This window comes from Alsobacter sp. KACC 23698 (assembly GCF_045348435.1).
GTDB lineage: Bacteria > Pseudomonadota > Alphaproteobacteria > Rhizobiales > Beijerinckiaceae > Alsobacter.
Genome location: NZ_CP157484.1, coordinates 1,860,817 through 1,881,986, shown reverse-complemented (window position 1 = coordinate 1,881,986; position 21,170 = coordinate 1,860,817). Strand labels below are relative to the sequence as shown.

Here is a 21,170-nt window from a genome sequence, read left to right as displayed (position 1 = left end):
CCGGGCGCGGCGGCGCGGCGCTGGTGTGTGGTGGCGTTCATGCGGCTCTGCTAGGCGCGCCGCATGACGCCCGGATGACGCGGATCACGCGTCGCGGCGTTTTCCGATCACGGCGAAGCGCAGCCGCGCCGACACCGCGTCGATAGACACGACGGCGGCCAGCACCAGCAGCACCAGAAAGGAGACATGGCCCCATTCCAGCACCTTGATCTCCTCGTAGAGGTACTGGCCGATGCCGCCCGCGCCGACGATGCCGATGATGGTGGCCGACCGGGTGTTCGACTCGAAGAAGTAGAGAACCTGGCTCGCCATCACGGGCAGCACCTGCGGCAGCAGGCCGAAGCGCACGCCGTGCAGCCGGCTGCCGCCCGTCGATTCGACGCCCTCGACCGCCTTGTTGTCCGCCGCTTCGATGGCCTCCGAGAACAGCTTGCCGAAGGCGCCAAAGTCCGAGCTCATGATCGCCAGCACGCCCGCGAAGGGGCCGAGGCCCACCACGTTGATCCAGATGAGCGCCCAGATCAGCGTGTCGACGCTGCGCACCGTGTCCAGGAAGCGGCGCACGCCGAAGCGGAAGATCCAGGTCGGGATGACGTTGCGGGCAGCCAGGAACCCCAGCGGCAGCGCCAGGATCGCGGCCAGGAGCGTGCCCAGGAATGCGATGGCGAGCGTCTCCGCCAGAGCGTACAGGTAGGTCAGCAGCTTGGCGGTCGTCCCGTAGCTGGGCGGCAGCATGAGGCCGACGAAATCGCCCAGTCGCCCCAGTCCGGCGAACACCCGGGACCATGAGACGTCGAGGCTCCCGAGCGCATAAGCGAACAGCGCGACGGGCGCGAGCACGCAGGCCGCAACCACGGCGCGGCGGCCCCAATCGGGGCGGAACGCCGACGGATGACGCGCCGTCAGGGCGGCGAGATCCACGTCGGCGAGCACCGCGTGGCGGGATGCGGCTTCAGGCACGGCGTTCATCGCCCCAGTCCCCGGCCGATCAGCGCGTGCCGCGCGCGTTCGGTGATGAGGTCGATCAGCATCACGGTGACGACGATCAGCAGCAGGATGGCGCTGACGTCCGAGTAGTAGAACTTGCGGATCGCCTCCACGAGGTCCTGGCCGATGCCGCCGGCTCCGACGAAGCCCATGATGGCGGCCCCGCGCACGTTCACCTCGAAGCGCAGCAACGTGTAGCTGACGAAATTAGAGAGCACCTGCGGGATGGCGCCGAAGCGCACGCTCTGCGCCCAGTTCGCCCCTGTGGCGGCGACGCCTTCCACCGGCTTCATGTCGATATTCTCGACCACCTCGGCGAAGAGCTTCCCGAGCGCTCCCATGGTGTGGATGCCCAGCGCCAGCACGCCGGGAAGCGGCCCGAGGCCGAACGCCACGACGAAGATGAGCGCGAAGACGAGTTCAGGAACGGTGCGGCAGAATTCCAGGAAACGCCGCGCCGAGAAGCGGAGCCACGGCGCCACCACCATGTTGCGGGCGGCGAGGAAGCTGAGCCCGAAGGCGCCGAGCCCTCCGATGACCGTGCCCAGATAGGCGATGAGCAGCGTTTCGCCCAGCAGGCGGAGCCATTTCCGCAAACCCCAGAGCCACTCGACCGGGTTCGTGAAAACCAGGTGGCCGTCCTCCAGCTTAAAGATGCGACCGATATAGCTGGTGAAACGTCCGAGATTGCCGAAAAAGGTCCCGAGGTCGACTTCGCTGATCCGCGCCGCGACCAGGATGAGCGCCGCCAGGATGGCAAAGCTAAGGAGCATCCGTCGGCGCCTGGCCGCAATCGCCGCCTCGTAGCCTTCGGCGAGCGCTCGGTTCTGGGCGTCCGGCCGATGCGGAATGGCGGTCGCCATGGCGGACCTCTCACAAAAAAGGGGCGCGGTCGAAACCGCGCCCCGGAGAGCTGGAGATCAGGACGACTTCTTGCGCAGGCTGTCGACGAAGCGGATCAGCTCGATCGTCTGGTCGTAGTCCTTGTTCTCGGTGGCGGCCCAGGGCTTGTTCTTGCCGTCCGAGAGCTTGTCGAAGGCGGCCTTGTCCTTGGTGGCGGCGCTCATGAAAGCGTCGCGGATCTTGGCCTTGAGGTCGTCCGGCAGGCTGTTGAGGTAGGCGTAGGGGCCGTTCACGATCATCGTGGACTTGTGGATGATGCGGTAGTCGCTGACCTTGGCGGGCGAGCCGTCGGCGTTCTTCAGCATGCCCTTGGTGATCATGCGGTAGAGATAGCTGTCGTCGTCGGCCGTCCAGGCGTTGGCGGCGACATCCACGGTGCCCTGGCTGAGCGCCAAGACGGCGTTCTCGTGGCTGCCCGTGAACACGACCTTGTCGAAGAACTTCTCCGGCTCGATCTTCATCTTGTCGAGTTCGAAGCGCGGCATGTTGTTGCCCGAGGTGGAGTTCGGGTCGACGAGGCCGAGGTTCTTGCCCTTGAGGTCCTGCAGCGTCTTGTAGGGGCTCGAGGCCTTCACGTAGAACACCGAGTAGTAGCCCTTCGTGCCGTCGTTGTTCACGTCCATGGCGAACACGTCGGTGGCGACGCCGGTGAGGCGGGCGCGGGCGAAGGACGCCGGGCCGTAATAGGCGATGTGGATGTTGCCGGCGCGCTGGCCTTCGATCACGGCCGCGTAGTCCTGGGCGACGCGCAGCGTCACCTTCACGCCGATTTCCTTGGACAGGTACTCCACGAAGGGGCCGTAGCGGTCGAGCACGCCCGAGCCGTTCTCGGCCGGAATCACGCCGAGCACGAGCTCGGGATACTTGGCCTTCCAGTCCTGCGCGATAGCGGCGGTGGCCAGCGTCGCGCCCACGAGGGCGGCGCCGGCGGCGATCAGAGTGCGTCGGTTCAACATGGGTCTCTCCTGGGTGAAAACTTGGCCGCGAGCGCGCGGCGCGTTCAGGCGGCCGCGAAGGCGGCGGCGGCGGGCTCGGGACGCTCGGCGGCGGCGTCCATCACCTCGCCGGCCTCGAGGCCGTAGAGTTCGCGGGCGACGTCCTCGGTCAGCGCCTCGGGGGCGCCGTCGAACACCACGCGGCCCTGCGCCATGCCGACGAGGCGGTCGCAATAAGTGCGCGCGAGATCGAGCGAATGAAGGTTGCAGAGCACCGTGATGCCGTAGTGCTTGTTGATGCGCAGCAGCGCGTCCATGACGACCTTGGTGTTGCGCGGGTCGAGCGACGCGATGGGCTCGTCGGCCAGGATCATGCGCGGCTCCTGCACCAGCGCCCGCGCGATGGCGACCCGCTGCTGCTGGCCGCCCGAGAGGCTGTCGGCGCGCTGGGCCGCCAGGTTGGCGATGTCCAGCATTTCCAGCGCCGAGAGCGCCATCGCCTTGTCCTGCGGGCTCCAAAGCCGCAGCACGGAGCTGAGAGTCGAGGTCTTGTTGAGGCGGCCCATCAGCACGTTGGTGAGCACGTCCAGTCGGCCGCTGAGGTTGAATTGCTGGAAAATCATCGCGCAGTCGGCCCGCCAGTCGCGCAGCGCCTGCCCGCGCAGCGCCGTGACGTCGCGGCCCTCGCACAGGATGCGGCCTTCGCTCGGCTCCTGCAGCCGATTGATCATGCGCAGCAGCGTCGACTTGCCGGCGCCGGAGCGGCCGATCACGCCCACGAAGCCGCCGCTCTCGATGGTCAGGCTCACGTCGCTGACCGCGGCCTTGCCGCCGAAACGTCGCGTCAGTCCCTCGATCACCAGCATTGGGTCAGCCCCGATTTCCGCTGGAGAACCGGCTAATGGGTCTGCGCAACGCTTTCGTGACAGCCGGCGGCAGGACGCGTCATTCCGACGTCACGGCGCCATGCGATCGACCGCGCGAACGCTTGCGGAGGAGATTCGGCGTGGCGACGAAACTGGGACCAGAGCCGCTGATCCACCCCACCGCCCAGGTGGTGACGTCCGAGCTCGGGCGCTACACCGAGGTGGGCGCGCGCACCAGCGTGGTCGAGACCCGCATGGGCGACTACTCCTACGTGGTGCAAGACGCTGACATCATGGACACGACGATCGGCCGCTTCTGCTCCATCGCGGCGGCGACGCGGATCAATCCCGGCAACCACCCCATGCACCGGGCCACGCAGGCGCATTTCACCTACCGGGCCTCGGCCTATTTCGAGGGCGAGCCGGACGAGGCCGCGTTTTTCGACTGGCGGCGCTCGACGCCGGTCGCCATCGGCCATGACGTGTGGATCGGGCACGGCGCGATCATCCTGCCCGGTCGCAGCATCGGGACCGGCGCCGTGGTGGCGGCCGGCGCGGTGGTGACCAAGGACGTCGCGCCCTACGCGGTGGTGGCCGGCGTCCCCGCCCGGCCGGTGCGCGACCGCTTCGACGCCCGCACGGCCGACCGTCTCCAGGCGCTCGCCTGGTGGGACTGGGACCACGAGCGGTTGCGGATGGCGTTGCCGGACTTCCGCGCCCTGTCGGTCGACGCATTCCTCGAGCGTCACGGCGGATGACCGCATGGACGGGCCCCGCTACGCCATCTATTTCGCGCCCTCCCCCGACACCGCGCTTTGGCGGTTCGGCTCCGCCGTGCTGGGCTACGACGCTGCAACGGGCGAAGACATGCCTCCGCTCGCCCTGGAAGGCTTTTCGCAGGCGGAATGGCGGGATCTGACGGCCGAACCGCGCCGCTACGGCTTCCATGCGACCCTGAAGGCGCCGTTCCGACTCGCCGACGGGCGCGGCGAGGACGAACTCGTGGAGACGCTCCATCAGTTCGCGCGCGGCCAAACCGCGGTTGAGACTGGGCTCGCCGTGGCGGCGCTCGACGCCTTCGTGGCGCTCGTTCCGCCCGGGCGGCCGCCGGCGCTTTCGTCTCTCGCCGATGCGGCCGTGGACGCCTTCGAACCATTCCGCGCGCCGCCATCCCCGGCCGAGCGGCTGCGCCGCAACCCCGACGCGATGACGCCTCGTCAACGTGAGTTGTTCGAGCATTTCGGCTACCCGTATGTGCGCGAGCAATACCGCTTCCACATGACGCTCACGGGCCCGCTCGGAGACCATGCCGACCCCGTCGCGGCGCGCCTGCGGGCGCTGGCGGCGCAGCGTCTCGGCGACGGCCCCGTGTTGGTGAACCGCGTCGCGCTGTTCCGGCAGGAGCCAGGCGCGCGCTTTCGCGTCGTCGCGCACGCCGCGATGGGCCAGGGGTGAACGGGACATGTGGTTCAGCCTCTCCCCGGAAGCCCCGCGCGAAGCTGAAGCTTCGCCTCTCGATTGTGACAAGCGGGCTCATCATAGTGCCGCCGAACGGAGGCGTAGTCGCATGACAGACAAGCAAGCTCGCAAATTCGAAAAGCTGCTGGAGGCCCACAAGGAAGCTAAGCAGGTCCGCAAGGTCGCGGCTTCCGCCCGCGGCGAGGTGAAGGGAATGGACGGGCGGGGCGACATGCTGTCGGCGCTCGCGAGTTCGGCCGGCACGAAGGCCGTGGAGGCCGAGCTCGACGCCCTGAAGGCAGAACGCCGCGCGTTGAAGAAACTGCACGCCTTCGCGGTGAAGCACAACGAGAGCGCCATCGGCAAGCTCAAGGCCAAGCCCCAGAAGTCCAAGAGGCACAGGCGCAAGGCTTCTGCTCCGGAAGCTCTCGCAGCCGCGCCGGAGCCGCTGACGCCCGCCAACGACAAGACGGGCGAGCCCGGCGGCGTTCGGGACAAAGCGCCGCGGCGCAAGTCCGACGCAGCTGCTCCCCAGACAGCAAAGCCCTGATGCGCTCGAACGCGGCTTCCGCAAAACGCCATCGGCGGGCTCAGCGATGACGGTGCGCGCAGCCGCGCTGCCCCTTGCCGACGAGCACACGCGGCCGGGCATCGTCTTCGCCTATCGGTTCGACGAGAACGGCCGCGGGCTGGCGCTGGCGCAGAACGCCGCGCCTACCCTGCCCGATCCTGACGGCCGCTTCTGGTGGGTCCACGTCAACCTCGTGGACAAGCGGGGGCGCGATTGGGTGTCGCGCCAGGCGTTCATCCCCGACGAGGCCAAGGAGGTCCTGCTCGCCTCCACGCAGCATGACCAGGTCGACATCGAGGGCGACGTGCTGGCGGGCGTTTTCGTCGACCTGAAGCTCGACTTCGCCCACGAAACCGAAGAACTGGCGCAGCTGCGCTTCATTTTGGCGGAGCGCCTGCTGCTCACGGGACGTCGCCAGTCGCTCCGGTCCATCGGGGCTACGCGCGCCGCCGTGGAGACCGGTCGGCCCATCGACTCTGCGCTGGACCTGCTGGAGGCGATCGTCGACCGGGAGGCTGACGTGGTGGCGGCGGCCGCGACCGAGCTTGGCCACGCGGTGGACAGCGTCGAGGACAAGATCCTGGAGGGCTACGGCGCGGAAGCCGGCGCGCCCATCGGGGCCATGCGGCGGCGCGCCGTGCGGCTCAACCGTCAGCTTTCGCGCCTCATGGGCCTGTTCCGGCGCGTCGAACTCGCCCCCGCGCTGCGGCTTCCGGCGGACGTGCGCGAGGCCGCGGGCCGCATCGCGCAGCGGCTGGAATCCATTCACCAGGAGGTGCACTCCACCCAGGAGCGCGCGCGACTGCTGCAGGACGAGATCTCGGCCCGCCTCGCGGCCGAGACGAACCGCCAACTCTACGCCCTGTCGATGTTGACCGCCGTGTTCCTGCCCGCGACCCTGGTCACCGGCCTTTTCGGCATGAACACCAAGGGGCTGCCGTTCGCCGAGGACGAAAGCGGCTTCTGGTGGGCCTGCGTGATCGCCGTTCTGGCGGCCATGCTGGTGTATATCGGCCTCACGGCCGCGCTCAGGCGAGGCGGCGGCCGCCACTAGGCCCGTTTCGGGCTCAGGTTGAGCTTGGCTGTGACGGTAGCGATGCGGCTTTTCAAGGCCTCCCCGCGCCGGGCGGGCGGGCGCCCGGCGGGCAGGTCCGAGGCGAGCGCCTCGGTACGGCGCCGCAGTTCGGCCATCTGGGCCCGGCGGTCGCCGGCGCGCGCCAGGTCGCTCCCGTCGATCGGCGCGCCGATGGCGACGCGGAGCTCCGCCCCCATTCGGCTGCGGACCTCATGGAAGATCAGCGCCAGCCGCAGCGTGAGGCTGAGATGGCTGGCGATCTGGAACACGCGGCTGTTTTGCCCCTCGAAATAGATCGGGGCCACGGCAGCCTTCGCCTTTTCGATCAGCTGGGCCGTGAAGGGCTGCCATGGCGCGTCCTGCGCGGGCTTGCGCCCAAGGCGATCAGGTGAGGTCGAGACGCCGCCGGCCGGAAACACCACGACGCAACCGCCCTGGGCGAGGTGGTCGCGCGCGGCGGCGCGGGACGCCAGATTGGTCGCCATGGCGGCCGGCGAGCCGGAGAAATCGACCGGCAGCAGTTGCGGCGCAGCCTCGGGCGCGCGCAGCAGCACGGCGTGCGTCAAAATCTTGAAGTCCGGACGGATGCGCTCGGCCAACCAGGCGATCACCAGCCCGTCCAGCACGCCGTAGGGATGGTTGGCGACGATCACCAGGGGCCCGGTTTTCGGGAGCGCCGCGAGCCGGGCGGCGTCGAAGCGCACGTCCAGCCGCAGACGCCGCACGGCGGCCGACCAGAAGCTTTCCCCTGCGCGCGGACGGAGCTGGTTGTCGAGATAGATCCGCTTCAGTTCGGGCTGGCCCGTCAGGCGCTCCACCGTGCGAATGACACTGCGCTTGAAGCGCGGCGTCGTCTCATCCGCGTAGCTGAAAAGCAGGTCGTCCATGTGTGGCCCCATGCGGTGCGACAATGGCCTGCTGGTAGCGAGGGGTGATGACGCCCCCGTGACGGAAAGGCGCTGTGTACGGCGCAGGCGAGGCTGACAATGCCGCCCGATGATCAAGAAGGTCGAGCTGCGGCCGCGCGCCGACGGGCCCGGGCTCGACGCCGTGCTGCATGGCGACCTGTCCGCCTTCCTGGCCGCCCGCTCCTCGCCCTGGCCCAGAACGCAAAACTCCCGGCGCTGGGGAGCGTCGGGGAGTTTTGGGACGGTTGGTTGCGGGGACGCGCAACCACCGAAGGTTGAATCTGACCTGCGCCGTCTAGGAACCGTTGTCAGCTCTTGACCCTAAAGCGGACTTCCCGACCGTCTGCGAACCGCCGGTCGTCTCACCGGCAGCAGAACACGACGGCTTGCGTTCAACAGGCGCTCGGCGACCCGGGCAGGCGATGTGCTATTCCTGCCCTGCGTGTCTCCGGAAATTCAGCGGACTTTCTCCAGTGACCCGCCTGAAGGCGCGAGAGAAGTTCGACTGCGACGAGAAGCAACACGCAAGGGCGATCTCGGCCAGGGGAACGCGCCCGAGAGCGAGAAGGGTCTTTGCGCGTTCCAGCCTCATCCGGCTGACATAGCGATGAGGGGGCATCCCCATGCGCCGAGTGAACATCCGGTTGAAGTGGAACGGGCTCAGGCACGCCGCAGCGGCGAGATCGTCGAGGCTGATGTCCTCCTCGATGTGCTGGGCCATAAATTCCAGCACGCGCCGCAACCTCTGTTCGTCGAGCTGGTGTTGCCGATGCACCCGGTCAACCCGTCCGTAGCTGCTGGCATAACGCTCGACGATGCGCCCGGTCAGTTGCTGCGAAAGGCTCTGCACACGCATTTGCGCGGTCGATGTGGGCTCCCGCATTTCCGAAATCAGGCGCCAGCCGGCCTGCCGGATCAGGTCGTCCCGCACGCCCGCGAGGTAGCGGACGGAGTCCGCGGACACTGGCGTGCCGCCGTATTCGCCGGCGTAGCGGGAGAAGCCGTCGGCTGGCAAATAGAGGTGCAAAATGTCGTGCCATTCGGAAATCCGAATGTCTTCTTCCTGCACCCTGCTGGGACAGAGCCAGATGATGCCGGGTTCGACTTGCGTCCGCTGCCAGACACCCTGGCCCCGGCGCGTCACCACGCAGTCGTCGTGGCAGGCGACGGCGATGCAGATCTCCAGGGCCTGCGGCTCGAACGGAGGCAGCTCCGCAGCTTCGTGATGGCGCAGGTCTGCCACCAGCCCATGCCAGGCGAGCCGCCGGGACGTGGAGATCACGTCGAGCCCGCCATACTTGCGCAAGCCGTCCGCAAACAGGTCCATGATGCGACCTCCCGAGGACACAAGGTGCGGCTGCACTCTAGCACCTGTGGGGCGGCGCGGCCGCGCGACCGTGAAAACAGCAATCTCGGAACGGACAAGTGAACCGCTCTCTGTGAGCTTCGAGGCTCCTTTTTCGGCGAGGAGCTTGCGATGCATGACCCCCGATGGCGGACGACCCTCACGATCGTCCTCAGCGCCATGGCCTTGTCCAATGCGGCGGGAGGAACGGCCATGGCCGAAACGGATCAATCCGACCTACCCGCGCAGCTGGTGCGGGATTTTCACGGCGCTTTCGGCGACCGGCATGCTCGCGCCGTCCACGCCAAGGGGATCTTTTTCGAGGGCAGCTTTCAGCCGAGCGTAGAAGCACCAAGACTGTCGACCGCATCCCTGTTCACAGGACGGCGGCCTGTGACAGTCAGGTTCTCGGATTTCACAGGTCTGCCCGACATCCCCGACACCAGCGGCGACGCCAATCCGCGGGGCCTGGCGATCAAGTTCGACCTGCCGGGCGGCGGGACCTACGACATCGTCTCTCACAGCTTCAACGGATTTCCCGTGGCCACCGCGGCCGAGTTCAGCACGCTCCTCCAAGCCCTGCCGAAGAGTGGCCCCGACGCCCCAAAGCCGACGCCGCTAGACACCTTCTTCGCATCGCACCCCCGTGCGCTCGCCTTCTTCACGACCCAGAAGCCGCCGCCGGAGAGCTTCGCGACATCGGCCTATTTCGGTGTGAACGCCTTTTACTTCACGAACGCGGCAGGACAGAAGCTGCCGGTGCGCTATCGCTTCGTGCCCGGCGCCGGCGAGCGCTACCTGACAGCAGACGCAGTGAAGGCCAGTTCGGCGAACTTTCTCATGGACGAGATCGGGCCGCGCGTCGCCACGCATCCCGTCACGTTCACCTGGCTCGCCCAGGTCGGCGACCCGGGCGATAAGATTGACGACCCCTCCCTGGCCTGGCCCGAAAGCCGCCGGCAGGTGACGCTCGGCGTCATCACCATCGACAAGGCGGTTCCTAACACGCCAGAGCGCGACCGGGCCCTGTTGTTCCTCCCCGGCGACGTGCCCTCCGGCATCGGCATCGCCGATCCCATGGTGGAGGTCCGCAACGCAGCCTATCCGGTGTCGTTCGGTGAACGGCAATAACGGCATGATCCTCGCCGCCGCTTTGCTGGCGGTGGGGATCCTCGGAGGCGCCGGGCAGGTTCGCTCGGCGCCTTCCGAAACTCTCCGGCCGCTTCTCCGGGAAACCATGCCCAACATGCCCGGGCATACGCTGACAGCGGTCGAAGTCGTATTCCCGCTGAGCGCCAAGTCATCACCCCACCGCCACGGCAGCGCGTTCCTGTTCGCCAGCGTGCTGGCCGGGACGGTGCGCAGCCAGATCGAGGGTGAGCCGGTCCGCGTCTACCGAACCGGAGACAGCTGGACTGAGAGGCCCGGCGACCACCACGTCCTGACGGAGAATGGCAGCTCGACCGAGTCCGCCACTTTGCTGGTCGTGTTCATCGCCCCGACGGGCGATGCGCTTAAGGCGGACGATCCATGAAACCAGCACTGACCTGAAAGGACGTGCGACATGAGTCTGCGGCTCGACTATCAGGCGCTTTCCGCACAAGGCATGAAAGCCCTCGGCGCACTATACGGCTATGTGTCCGGATGCGGGCTTGAGAAGCCCCTTGTCGACCTCGTCTACCTCCGCGCCTCGCAGATCAACGGCTGCGTCTACTGCATCGACAACCACGCAACGGATCTGCTGAAGGCGGGTCAGTCCGCGCAGAAGCTGCTGATGATGCCCTCTTGGCGGGAGGCCGAAGGCTGGTTCACTCCGCGGGAGCAAGTGGCGCTGGCGTGGACTGAGGCTGTCACCATGATCGCGGAAAGCCATGTCCCCGAGGACGTCTTTACAATGGCCCGAGGGGAGTTCGACGAGAAGGGACTCGTAGACCTAACGATCGCGATTGGTCTGATCAACACCTACAACCGGGTCGCGATCAGCTTCCGCAAGACGCCGGCCTCGGTGGCCAAAATGGGGGGTGGCCAATGACCAAGACCATCGCGGAGAACGGTCGACATGCCGTCACACTAGGCAAGGCATCACTCGCGTTGGACATCCATGCGGGGTCGTTATCTCGCGTTGGCGGACACACTAACGTCCAGCTGAGAAGCTTAAGGTCACGCCAGATGGCAGACTTCCCGGCCTCGGACGCAGTATGCTGCGGCACGTTGAAGCAGGTCAGCGGCACCGGACCGACGCTATATCGATTGTTCGGTTTGATGTACGCTCCTTCCCGATCAGCTATTCGGCGGAAGAGACTCGCTTCATCTCAAGAGCGAGCACGCCCTCGCTTATGTCAGAGCAAGAAGCCCACGACGGCGGCGCGGAGCGCCTCGCTTTTGGACCGTTCCAGCTCGACGTCCGGGCCAGGGTTCTGCTGAAACACGGCGAGCCGCGGGTCATCGGCGCCCGCGCCTTCGACATTCTCTGCGCCCTTGTCCAGAACGACGGCAAGCTCGTCACGAAGAGCGCGCTTCTCGCGCGCGTGTGGCAGGACGTGTCCGTGGACGAAGGGACCCTCCGTTTCCACGTGTCTGCGCTCCGCAAGGCGCTCGGGGAGGCAGGGCCTCATGGCGAATATGTGAAGACCCTGGCCGGCCAGGGCTACTGTTTCGTGGCTCCGGTGACGCGCCTGCGGGGCAAGGTCGAGATTCGGCCCGCGGACCGTCAGGCGATCGTCCCGTCATCAGCGCCCGCCCGGTTTCTGGCTCCGATCGGCCGCGATGAGCTGGTCATAAGCATCGACGAAGAGCTGTCGGCGAAACGGTTCATAACGCTGGTCGGGCCCGGCGGAATCGGCAAGACCACTGTGGCCAGCGCTGTCGCAGAACGCCTGTCCCCTCGATTGGGGGGCGCGATCTGTTTCGCGGATCTCGGCTCATTGCAGGATCCGGAGCTTGCAGCGGCGGCTGTATCCGTCGCGGTCGGACTGGCCGTGCAGTCCGAAGATCCGACGGCCGATCTCATCGCCTTCTTGCGGGACCAGAGCCTCCTGCTGGTTCTGGACTGCTGCGAACCCGTCATCGAAGGCGCGGCCGCCCTGGCCGAGCGCCTTTTCTGGGAAGCGCCGAGCGTCCTGATCCTGGCCACCAGCCGGGAGGCGTTGCGGGCCGAGGGAGAAAACGTGGTTTCGATCCCTCCTCTGGAGACGCCACCGGACCGGAGCGACGCGTCGGTGGACGAAGTGCTCGCCTTCCCTGCGGCCAGGCTCTTCGCCGAGCGGGCTGCGGCGAGCGGATGGCGGGTGAAGCTCCGGCGTCCCGAGGCGGCCATCGTCGCAGAGATCTGTCGCAAGCTTGACGGCATTCCCCTCGCCATCGAACTGGCCGCCGGGCTCGTGAACGCCTATGGCCTGGAGGGTACGGCGGATCTCCTGAGCGATCGCCTCGCCGTCCTGCACCAGGGCCGCAGGACGGCTCTGCCCCGCCATCAAACTCTGGCGGCGACGATCGACTGGAGCTACCAGCTTCTCTCGCCAGGGGAGCGCGCCGTGATGCGCCGCCTGGCCATCTTCGCAGGCCCCTTCTCGCTGGAGGCGGTCCGAGAGGTCGTATGGATCGAAGATGGCGACGTGCTCGAGGCCTTAGTGGCGCGCGTGGTCGCGAAGTCTCTCCTGACCGTGGATGGCGGAAGCCGGCGCGCCACCTATCGCGTGCTCGACACCACGCGGGCGTACGGGCGGCTCAAACTCGCCGAGGCCGGTGAACTCGACGAGGCGGCTCGCCGTCATGCGGAGTACTACAGCAATGTCCTGTGCCGTTTTGACTTCGAGCGGGACAGGGCGCCGGCCCTCCTCGCCGCCCTGGGGGGGCATCTCGACAATGTGCGCGCAGCGCTGGATTGGGCGTTCTCGAAGGTCGGAAACCTCCAGCTCGGCGTCCGACTGGCCGCCGCCACGGCTCCTCTGTACCTCGAGCTTTCGCTTTTGACAGAATGCCGACGGTGGTGCGAACGCGCGATCGCGAACCTGGACGAGCAGACGGGCCGAGGCCCTGCCGAGATCGCCCTCCAGGGCGCACTCGGTCTTGCGGTGATGTTCAGCGACAGCAACAGCGAGGTGGCCCGTATCGCCCTCGAGAGGGGCCTGGCCCTCGCGCAAGAGCTTGGCGACAGGCCTTCGCAGCTTCGTCTCCTCGGACGTCTTCACCTGTTTCACTATCGGACCGGCGCCTTTCGCGTCGCGCTGGGGTTCGCCCAACGCAGCATGTCGGTGGCCGAGCAGATGGCCGATCCGATGGCGATCGCAGCGGCGCATTCGCTGCTTGGGATCTCGCACCACCTCATGGAGGAGCCCAAAACAGCCTATCACCATCTTGGCGCGGCCCTGGCGATGCAGCCCGCGTCGCAAACGATCAACACGCTGCATTTCGGCGTCGACTACCGAAACCGGGCGGGCATCTGCATGGCCCGGACGCTCTGGGTGCTCGGCTATCCGGAGCGCGCCAGGACGCTGGCCCGGCGAACCGTCGAGGAGGCGGAGGACCTGGGCAACCCGCTCACGCTGTGCATCGCTCTCATCTGGGCGGTCTCGGTCTCACTCTGGATCGGAGACTGGGCCGAGGCTGAAGCCGACATCGAGAGGCTCGTGGCGCATGCCCGCAGCCGCTCGATCATCCCCTATCCGGCCGCCGGGATCGGGGTGAAGGGCTATCTGGCGATCATGCGCGGGGACGCTCGGGCGGGCGTACTGCTCGTCCGCAGCGCCCTTGTGAGCCTGCGGGAGAGCCGATACGAACTCCTCACCACGGCCCTGAACAGCGCGCTGGCGGAAGGCCTCCTGGCGCTCGGCGAGCGCGACCAGGCCCTGGACACGATCCAGACCGCCTGGGAGGCCGTCGAGCGCAACGGCGACCGGTTCAACGTTCCGGAACTGCTGCGGATCAAGGGCGACATCCTGGCGTCTGGCCCTGCCCCCCGCGCGCAAGAGGCGCAGGCCTGCTACCTGCAAGCCCAACAGGAGGCGATCCGCAGTTCCGCATTGAGCTTCGAACTGCGATCCGGAATCAGCCTTGCGCGCCTGTGGCTGGCGCAGGGCCGAGGTCCGCAAGCCGCCGAGATGCTGGCGGCCGTTTGCGCCCGGTTCGAAGAGGGGTTCGACACGCCCGATTTCCTTGCCGCTCAACGCCTCATCGCCCAGGGCTGAAACCGCGTCCTCGGTCGAAGCCTCGCTGCCCGCCCGGGCCGTCCTGTTTGCGGCCTCAGGCTCCTCACAAGTTCTCACGCCGCCTCACGCCATCTCACTGAAGACCTGGCTCATGCCGAGGCATCATCCAGGGACAGGGCGACGTCGCTGACAGAACCGGGGCTCCATCGTCCGGTCCGTGCCTTGGCAAGGCGGCGGCGGCCCACTCCGCCGCGACGTCTCCAAGAGGACGAGATGATGACGCCGACCAGCGATCTCCCCCCTTCCAGCCCCACTCGCCGCATCTTCATGGCGGCGACTGGCGGGCTGATCACATGCTCGGCGCTGGGCTTGCCCGGCGCGCCCGTGGCTGGCGCCGCCTCAGCGGTCCCGGCGTCCCCCAAGCCGCAACGAGGCGCGATGATGAGCACCATGACCACTCGAGACGGCCTGCAGCTCTACTTCAAAGACTGGGGCGAGGGCCCGCCAGTGGTTTTCAGCCATGGATGGCCGCTCACGGCCGACGCATGGGAAGACCAAATGTACTTTTTGGCCAGCAACGGCTTTCGCGTGATCGCCCACGACCGGCGCGGCCACGGCCGCTCGGATCAGAGCTGGCACGGCAACGACCTCGACACCTACGCGGACGACCTGGCGGAGCTCGTCCGGAAGCTGGAGCTGCGCGACGCGGTCCATGTCGGCCATTCCACCGGCGGGGGCGAGGTGACGCGCTACATCGGTCGGCACGGCGGCGCGGGCGTCTCCAAGGCGGTGCTGGTCAGCGCCATCCCGCCATTCATGCTGAAAACGGAGACCAATCCGACCGGACAGCCGAGAGAGAATTTCGACAAGGTCCGGGCGGCGGTTCAGGCTGATCGCACTCAGTTCTGGAAAGATCTCAGCATGCCCTTCTACGGCTACAACCGCCCGGGCGCCCAGGTGTCTGAAGGCGTGCGCGATCAATTCGTCTTTCAATCCATGATGGCCGGCTTCCCGGCTTCCTATTTCGGCATCACGGCGTGGTCGGAGACGGATCTAACCGAAGATCTCCGGAAGTTCACCATGCCCACTCTGATCGTGCATGGCAGCGACGACCAGATCGTGCCGATCGCCAACTCGGCTCAACGCTCGTCCAAGATCATCCCCAAGGCGATCCTCAAGGTTTATGAGGGCGCCCCGCACGGGCTGCCCACCACGCACAAGAACCGGCTGAACGAGGACCTCCTGGCCTTCATCAGAGCCTGATGCTGGTCGCTCGCCTTCGGGCGAGCGCCGCCACCGGTCACTGATCCCGCACCTTGGAGACGTTCACATGTCCATGCTCGGAGCATCCCGGTTCTCACGTCGAAGCTTTTGCCTCTGCTGCATCGGAGCTGGCGCATGGGCGAGGTCGGGGCGGTGGCTGGGGCCCGACGAGGTCTTCGCCCAGGCCCGCAATATCGTCGACAGCATCCGTGCGGCCGCTGCAGAAACGCCGATCACCGTCCACAAGCTTCGCGGCGGGGTCAGCGTCCTGGAAGGCTCAGGCGGCAACATCGCCGTGCTCGCCGGGGCGGACGGCGCTGTCCTGATCGACGCCGGCATCACGGCCTCGCGGCGGCGCATTCTCGACGCCGTGTCCGGTTTGAGCCCCACTCCGGTCCGCCTGCTGATCAACACCCATTGGCATTTCGATCACGCAGACGGAAATGCATGGATACGCCAGGAAGGCGCGTCCATTCTCGCTCACGAAAACACCCGCTCCCATCTCGCCAAGGCCCAGCGGGTGGAGGACTGGAATTTCGATTTTCCTCAGGCGCCTCAGGCCGCCCTGCCCGACGAAGTGTTCTCAGACAGCAAAGCGGTGACCATCAACGGATCCACCCTCGCGCTGAAGCACTACGGGCCGGCGCATACGGACAGCGATATCTCCGTTCTTTTCCCGGAAGCGAACGTCCTACACACCGGCGACACCTACTGGAACGGAGTTTACCCCTTCATCGACTATTCGACCGGGGGCGGCATCGCAGGAACCATCGCGGCTGCGGAGACCAATCTCGCCCTCGTCGGGACCGACACGATCGTCCTCCCAGGGCATGGGCCGGGGATCAGCGACAAGGCCGGGCTTCGCGCGTTTCGTGACATGCTCGTGAGCATCCGAGACGAGGTCGCCAACCTGAAGGCCCGCGGACGCAGCCTGGACGAGACGATCGCCGCGAAGCCCACGGCCCATTTCGACGCCCAGTGGGGGCAGTACGCGGTCGGCCCGGCCCTTTTCACCAAGCTCGTCTACATGGGCGTATGAGCGCCCTTGACCATCCCATCCTCCGATCGGAAGGCGAGCTCATGCATTCGCTTCTGACATGGACCATCATCATGGCTCTCTCAAGCGCCGCCAGCGCCTCCGCGCAGACCGCAAGAGACTATCGCGGCCCCTCGGCCCTGGTTGGACTCGATCACGAGCCGCCGCCGCGGCTGGTCGTCGACCCGCCGCTGGCCGAGCCCTTGGCGCTCGGGCGGGTCTTCATCCAGTACCGGACGGAGAACCTCCGCATCGCCCCTGTCTTTGGCCCCGGCGCGCTCGATGTGTCGCCGCGCATTGGGCATATCCACGTCACAGTGGATGACGCGCCATGGCACTGGGCGGACGCCAGCGGCGAGACTCTTGTTGTGGTCGGGCTCCCTCCGGGCCCGCACACCATCCTGATCGAGTTGGCCGATCCCACCCACAAGGTGATCACGAGCGAAGTTGTGCGGTTCACGGTGCCCAAGTCGCCGTGATGCTCGTCGGGTACCGGTGACTGCTGCGGGAGAACTCCGATGCAGGACCGACCACCTCTTCCTCCCTTTACGGCCGCGAGCGCAAAGCGGAAGACGCGCTTGGCCGAGGACGGCTGGAACAGTCGGGATCCCGAGCAGGTCGCGCTGGCCTATACGGAAGACACGCTGTGGCGCAATCGCTCTGAGTTCCTGAGCGGACGGGCGCAGGTAAAGCAGTTCCTGCGACGAAAGTGGTCACGCGAGCTCGATTACAGGCTCGTCAAGGAAGTATGGGCGTTCCGGGGCGACCGCATCGCCGTGCGCTATGCCTACGAGTGGCGCGACGAAGACGGCCAGTGGTTCCGCTCGTTTGGTTCGGAAAACTGGGAATTCGACGCGAACGGGCTCATGCGCCGGCGCTTCGCCTGCATCAACGACCTATCGATCGAGGACCACGACAGAAAGCTGCGCTGGCCGCTTGGTCCACGGCCGGACGACCACCCGGGCCTCACGGATCTTGGCCTGTGACTAGGGAGAGCGCCATGCCGTCACTGTCGCGCCGTGCTTTCAACGTCGGACTGCCGTCTGCCGCGGCGGCGCTTGCCTCGGTTCTGTCGCCCACCAACCTCGCGGCGGCGGACCAGAGCTCTCGTCCCAAGCTTCTGGCGCCGTCGGCCCAGTTCAGAATCGGCCGTTTCGCGATCACGGCGCTGGCCGACGGCTTTGCGGACATGCCCTTTTCGTACTTCCCGGGCCTTTCCGCGCAGGACACGGAAGCGCAGGCCAGGGCCATGTCGGCGGCGAAGCCCGGAGGCGTCCGGTTCCTGTTCAACCAGTATCTCGTCGAGGATGGGGATCAGCTGATCTTGATCGACACGGGCCCCGGCGGAACGCTGGGCCAGTCAGGAAAGCTCGCCCCGGCTCTCGCCCAGATGGGGGTCAGGCCTGACGCCATCGACGCCGTCGTCATCACGCACACCCATCAGGACCATATCGGCGGCCTCGTGGCCGGTGGTCGCCAGAACTTCCCGAACGCCGACGTCTATGTCGATCGCCGGGACATCCGCCATTGGACCGATCCTGCGAAGCGTAGCTCCGCGCCGCCCTATCTGACCAAGAGCTTCGACCTCTCGTCTGATCTGGTCCGCCTATACCCCAAGTTGCAGCAGATCGACGGCGAGCGCGAGATCGCTCGCGGCGTCTCGATCGTGGATCTGACCGGCCACACGCCCGGACATATCGGGGTGCGCATCGCAGACGCCGGACAGAGCCTGATCATGGCCTCAGACATGCTGTTCCCGGTCGTTCACCCTGGAGCGACCGACGTCTTTTTCCTGTTCGAGCAGGATCGGGATGCCGCCAAGGCGATGCGCGACAAATTCTATCCGCGGGCCGCGGAGGAGAAGGCCCTGGTCGCAGCCACGCACATGCCCTTCCCGGGGCTCGGCCGGATCGCCTCGGAGGGCGGCAAGCTCAGATGGGTCGCCGCCGAGTGGGCCTATCAGGACTAGGGGCCGACACCTGCGTCATCACCCGGAGGCATCCCCCATGTCCGACCCGTTCACGACGATCGAACCGCGGCCGACCTTGCGGGCGGCCGAGCCAGGTCCGGCTCCTGCCTCGCAGCTCCACAGGTTCCGCCACGGCGAGTTCGAAATCGTGGTTCTGAGCGACGGATATATCACCCTCTCGGCCGACGTCATTCTTCCGGACGCTGAGCCGGACGAGCGGCCGGGCATCCTGGCTCGCCTGCAGGGTGGACCTCAGTCCGCGCCCTTCCAGGTCAACATCCCCCTGATCCGGATTGGCGAGGACCTTATCCTGGTCGACACGGGTTCGGGCGACAAGTTCCAGCCGAGCGCAGGACGCCTGGCGTCCCATCTTCGGGCGGCGGGCGTCGACCCAGCCTCGATCACAAAGGTCGTGTTCACGCATGTCCATCCCGATCACGCTGGCGGCACGATCAAGCCAGAGGGCGCGCTTATGTGCCCCAACGCCCGGTATTACGTCAGCGAAGCAGAGCTGCAGTTCTGGGTCGATCCGAACTACGAGGCGACCATGCCGCCCACGCTGCATGCCTTCGCGCGCGGGGCTCAGCGTGATCTCGCCGCCATCGAGGACCGGCTGACCTTGCTTCGACCAGGGGACGCGGTCGCGCCGGGCATGCAGGCCATCGAGACCCCGGGCCACACGCCAGGACACTTGTCCTACCAGCTGGACGGCCCCGACCTCATGATCGTCAATGGCGACGTGGCGACCAGCAATGTCGTCTTCTTCGAGCATCCGACCTGGCGGTTCGGCTTCGACGTCGATCCCGAGATCGCGCTCAGGACACGACAGCACTTTCTGGACAGGGCCGCGACCGAGAAGATCAGGATGCTCGGCTATCACTGGCCCTATCCGGGTCTCGGCTACGCCGAGCGCAAAGGAACGGTCTTCAGGTTCGTCGCGGACGCCGGAACGCACTCATGACCGGCGCGTCCGCCGTCAGTTGGGCAGCCAGCCGACAGCAAGCGGCCAGCCGCATGGACGGCCTCCGGGGCCGCGCAGGAGAGATCTTCATGGGCCATCGATTCGCGGAGCTCGCCTTGACGGACGGCGTGAAGGCGCTGCAGTTGGCCAAGGGGAGCCGTGCAGCCTATGCGCGCCTCGAGCGGGGCCCCGACAGCCACGACCGCCTCGGGCCGGACGAACTGTCCTTCATCGCCGGCCGGGACGGCTTCTCCATGGCGTCTGCACTGGAGACTGGGTGGCCTTACGTCCACTTCCGGGGCGGAAGGCCAGGATTCTTCCATGCTCTCAACGACAGAACGCTCGACTTCGCCGACTTTCGCGGAAATCGGCAATATGTCACGGCGGCGAACCTCCTTCACGATGGTCGGGTTTCGCTTTTCCTCAGGGACTACCCTCACCAGCGCCGTCTGAAGGTTCTCGGGCGCGCCACCGTGGCCAGCATCGACGACGCGCCGCAATTGGTCGACCCGAGCTACCCCGCGCATGTCGAACGGACGATCCTGATCAGCGTCGAAGCCTTCGACTGGAACTGTCCGCAGCACATCAGGCCTCGCTTCACCCCGGACGAGCTCGCGGAGGCGTTGGCGCTCCTCCGGCAGAAAATCGCCGAGCTGAAGGCGGAAAACGCCCACTTGCAGGGTCTGCCGAACTCCCGAGCCGAGGAGTCCGCGTCGTGACGAGAACAAGCGCGAGCGTATCTGGACAGGCGCACGGGGTTCCGGCCTCGACGTTCGGGATCGTCTTGGGCGTCGGCGGCCTGGGCGGCGCCTGGCGCGGCGCCCATCGTGTCTGGAGCCTGCCAAGCGTCTGCGGTGAAACGCTGATCCTGACCGCCGGCGTGCTGTGGACAGCGTTCCTCCTGGCCTACGCGATGCGGTGGGTCTTCTCCCGGGAGGAGGCCCTGGCGGAGGCTCGCCACCCTGTCCAGTGCTGTTTCCTGGGCCTGGTCGGCGTCTCGGCCTCTCTGATAGGGCTCTCGGTCGCGCCCTATTCTCCAAGTTTGGGGCTCATCCTGTTTGGACTGGGCTCTGGCTTCACGCTCTCTTTCGCCTTGTGGCGGACCGGCGCGCTGTGGCGCGGAGGGCGCGACCACGCCGCCACCACCCCAGTCCTGTACCTGCCCCTCGTCGCGGGCGCATTCGTTATGTCGACCGCTGCAGCGACCCTCGGTTATGCCGGTGGAGCACAGCTTGCCTTCGGCGCAGGCCTGTTCACCTGGCTGGCGATCGAGTCGGTTCTGCTGCACCGCCTCTATACCGAGGACCCGCTGCCGCTTGCGCTTCGGCCCCTCCTGGGCCTGCAGCTCGCTCCGCCCGCTGTCGGCGCAGTCGCTTATCTGAGCGCCTCGGGCGCCGCGCCCGATTTCGCAGCGCGCGCGATGCTGGGCTACGCGCTGCTGCAGGGCCTGCTTCTGGTCCGAATGCTGCCATGGGTCATGGAGCAGCCATTCGCGCTCTCGTACTGGGCGTTCACGTTCGGCGCGACCGCCTTGGCCAATGCGGCCCTGACCATGGTCGAGCGCGGGGACGGCGGGCTGGTCGCCCATCTCGCGCCATACCTCTTTGCTGCCGCGAACATCACGGTCGGCCTTATCGGGGCGGCGTCTCTTCGCCTTTTTGCGCGGCGCGTTGCGGCTTCGGCCCGCGGAACGCCCATGAGCTCGCGACAGACCTAGCAGGAGTCAGCTTGGATTTCCGAGGAGGA

Annotated in this window: 22 protein-coding genes; 16 read left to right on the top strand and 6 right to left on the bottom strand. The window is 66.9% G+C overall.

What is annotated here, in order from left to right:
* Positions 1 to 84: 84 nt before the first annotated feature.
* From phnE (ABEG18_RS08760) to phnC, 4 genes are read right to left on the bottom strand one after another with little or no spacing between them, the layout of a single operon-like run.
* Complete coding sequence (phnE, locus tag ABEG18_RS08760; RefSeq protein WP_406857682.1) at positions 85 to 969, bottom strand: phosphonate ABC transporter, permease protein PhnE; 885 nt, start codon at positions 967 to 969, stop codon at positions 85 to 87.
* Entirely contained in the window at positions 966 to 1,850 is an 885-nt protein-coding gene (phnE, locus tag ABEG18_RS08755; RefSeq protein ID WP_406857681.1) for a phosphonate ABC transporter, permease protein PhnE, read from the bottom strand. The genes phnE (ABEG18_RS08760) and phnE (ABEG18_RS08755) overlap by 4 nt, the downstream gene beginning before the upstream one ends.
* Before the next feature lie 57 nt (positions 1,851 to 1,907).
* A complete protein-coding gene (phnD, locus tag ABEG18_RS08750; protein WP_406857680.1) occupies positions 1,908 to 2,846 on the bottom strand; it encodes a phosphonate ABC transporter substrate-binding protein in 939 nt (312 codons plus the stop codon).
* A 44-nt stretch (positions 2,847 to 2,890) separates the two neighbouring features.
* Positions 2,891 to 3,691, bottom strand: a complete 801-nt coding sequence (phnC, locus tag ABEG18_RS08745; protein WP_406857678.1) for a phosphonate ABC transporter ATP-binding protein — start codon at positions 3,689 to 3,691, stop codon at positions 2,891 to 2,893.
* Positions 3,692 to 3,831: 140 nt separating this feature from the next.
* Here phnC and ABEG18_RS08740 point away from each other — a divergent pair, with 140 nt between their 5' ends.
* The 4 genes from ABEG18_RS08740 to ABEG18_RS08725 all read left to right on the top strand — a co-directional run bounded on the left by ABEG18_RS08740 (position 3,832) and on the right by ABEG18_RS08725 (position 6,774).
* Positions 3,832 to 4,449, top strand: a complete 618-nt coding sequence (locus ABEG18_RS08740) for a DapH/DapD/GlmU-related protein (protein ID WP_406857677.1) — start codon at positions 3,832 to 3,834, stop codon at positions 4,447 to 4,449.
* Between the two features lie 4 nt (positions 4,450 to 4,453).
* Positions 4,454 to 5,146: a DUF1045 domain-containing protein gene (locus ABEG18_RS08735; RefSeq protein WP_406857676.1), complete on the top strand. Its 693-nt coding sequence runs from the start codon at positions 4,454 to 4,456 to the stop codon at positions 5,144 to 5,146.
* A 112-nt stretch (positions 5,147 to 5,258) separates the two neighbouring features.
* Positions 5,259 to 5,699: a hypothetical protein gene (locus ABEG18_RS08730; protein ID WP_406857675.1), complete on the top strand. Its 441-nt coding sequence runs from the start codon at positions 5,259 to 5,261 to the stop codon at positions 5,697 to 5,699.
* A 46-nt stretch (positions 5,700 to 5,745) separates the two neighbouring features.
* On the top strand, positions 5,746 to 6,774 hold the full coding sequence (locus ABEG18_RS08725) for a CorA family divalent cation transporter (RefSeq protein WP_406857674.1): 1,029 nt from the start codon (positions 5,746 to 5,748) through the stop codon (positions 6,772 to 6,774).
* Here the strand turns inward: ABEG18_RS08725 and ABEG18_RS08720 are convergent.
* Together ABEG18_RS08720 and ABEG18_RS08715 are read right to left on the bottom strand one after the other, a co-directional pair.
* Complete coding sequence (locus tag ABEG18_RS08720; RefSeq protein WP_406857673.1) at positions 6,771 to 7,799, bottom strand: lysophospholipid acyltransferase family protein; 1,029 nt, start codon at positions 7,797 to 7,799, stop codon at positions 6,771 to 6,773. The genes ABEG18_RS08725 and ABEG18_RS08720 overlap by 4 nt on opposite strands.
* 331 nt (positions 7,800 to 8,130) lie before the next feature.
* On the bottom strand, positions 8,131 to 9,030 hold the full coding sequence (locus tag ABEG18_RS08715; protein WP_406857672.1) for a helix-turn-helix domain-containing protein: 900 nt from the start codon (positions 9,028 to 9,030) through the stop codon (positions 8,131 to 8,133).
* 150 nt (positions 9,031 to 9,180) lie between these two features.
* Here ABEG18_RS08715 and ABEG18_RS08710 point away from each other — a divergent pair, with 150 nt between their 5' ends.
* From ABEG18_RS08710 to tehA, 12 genes are all read left to right on the top strand, one after another.
* Positions 9,181 to 10,179, top strand: coding sequence for a catalase family peroxidase (locus ABEG18_RS08710; RefSeq protein WP_406857671.1), 999 nt, complete (start codon positions 9,181 to 9,183; stop codon positions 10,177 to 10,179).
* Positions 10,166 to 10,582 (top strand): cupin domain-containing protein, encoded by a 417-nt coding sequence (locus tag ABEG18_RS08705; RefSeq protein WP_406857670.1) that lies wholly within the window; start codon positions 10,166 to 10,168, stop codon positions 10,580 to 10,582. Before ABEG18_RS08710 ends, ABEG18_RS08705 begins: the two co-directional genes overlap by 14 nt.
* A 30-nt stretch (positions 10,583 to 10,612) precedes the next feature.
* Entirely contained in the window at positions 10,613 to 11,080 is a 468-nt protein-coding gene (locus ABEG18_RS08700) for a carboxymuconolactone decarboxylase family protein (RefSeq protein ID WP_406857669.1), read from the top strand.
* 166 nt (positions 11,081 to 11,246) lie between these two features.
* Positions 11,247 to 14,234 (top strand): ATP-binding protein, encoded by a 2,988-nt coding sequence (locus ABEG18_RS08695; protein WP_406857668.1) that lies wholly within the window; start codon positions 11,247 to 11,249, stop codon positions 14,232 to 14,234.
* 402 nt (positions 14,235 to 14,636) lie between these two features.
* Positions 14,637 to 15,458 carry an alpha/beta fold hydrolase gene (locus ABEG18_RS08690; RefSeq protein WP_406858569.1) on the top strand — a complete coding sequence of 274 codons (822 nt, stop codon included), beginning with the start codon at positions 14,637 to 14,639 and terminating at the stop codon, positions 15,456 to 15,458.
* Positions 15,459 to 15,531: 73 nt separating this feature from the next.
* Positions 15,532 to 16,497, top strand: a complete 966-nt coding sequence (locus ABEG18_RS08685; RefSeq protein ID WP_406858568.1) for an MBL fold metallo-hydrolase — start codon at positions 15,532 to 15,534, stop codon at positions 16,495 to 16,497.
* Between the two features lie 71 nt (positions 16,498 to 16,568).
* Complete coding sequence (locus tag ABEG18_RS08680) at positions 16,569 to 16,973, top strand: DUF6130 family protein (protein ID WP_406857667.1); 405 nt, start codon at positions 16,569 to 16,571, stop codon at positions 16,971 to 16,973.
* A 39-nt stretch (positions 16,974 to 17,012) separates the two neighbouring features.
* On the top strand, positions 17,013 to 17,480 hold the full coding sequence (locus ABEG18_RS08675) for a DUF1348 family protein (RefSeq protein ID WP_406857666.1): 468 nt from the start codon (positions 17,013 to 17,015) through the stop codon (positions 17,478 to 17,480).
* A 14-nt stretch (positions 17,481 to 17,494) separates the two neighbouring features.
* A complete protein-coding gene (locus tag ABEG18_RS08670) occupies positions 17,495 to 18,463 on the top strand; it encodes an MBL fold metallo-hydrolase (RefSeq protein ID WP_406857665.1) in 969 nt (322 codons plus the stop codon).
* A 37-nt stretch (positions 18,464 to 18,500) separates the two neighbouring features.
* A complete protein-coding gene (locus ABEG18_RS08665; RefSeq protein ID WP_406857664.1) occupies positions 18,501 to 19,424 on the top strand; it encodes an MBL fold metallo-hydrolase in 924 nt (307 codons plus the stop codon).
* A complete protein-coding gene (locus ABEG18_RS08660; RefSeq protein ID WP_406857663.1) occupies positions 19,421 to 20,143 on the top strand; it encodes a pyridoxamine 5'-phosphate oxidase family protein in 723 nt (240 codons plus the stop codon). Before ABEG18_RS08665 ends, ABEG18_RS08660 begins: the two co-directional genes overlap by 4 nt.
* The gene (gene tehA / locus ABEG18_RS08655) at positions 20,140 to 21,141 is read left to right on the top strand and encodes a dicarboxylate transporter/tellurite-resistance protein TehA (protein WP_406857662.1); all 1,002 of its coding nucleotides are present in this window, start codon (positions 20,140 to 20,142) and stop codon (positions 21,139 to 21,141) included. Before ABEG18_RS08660 ends, tehA begins: the two co-directional genes overlap by 4 nt.
* The last annotated feature ends 29 nt before the right edge of the window (positions 21,142 to 21,170 follow it).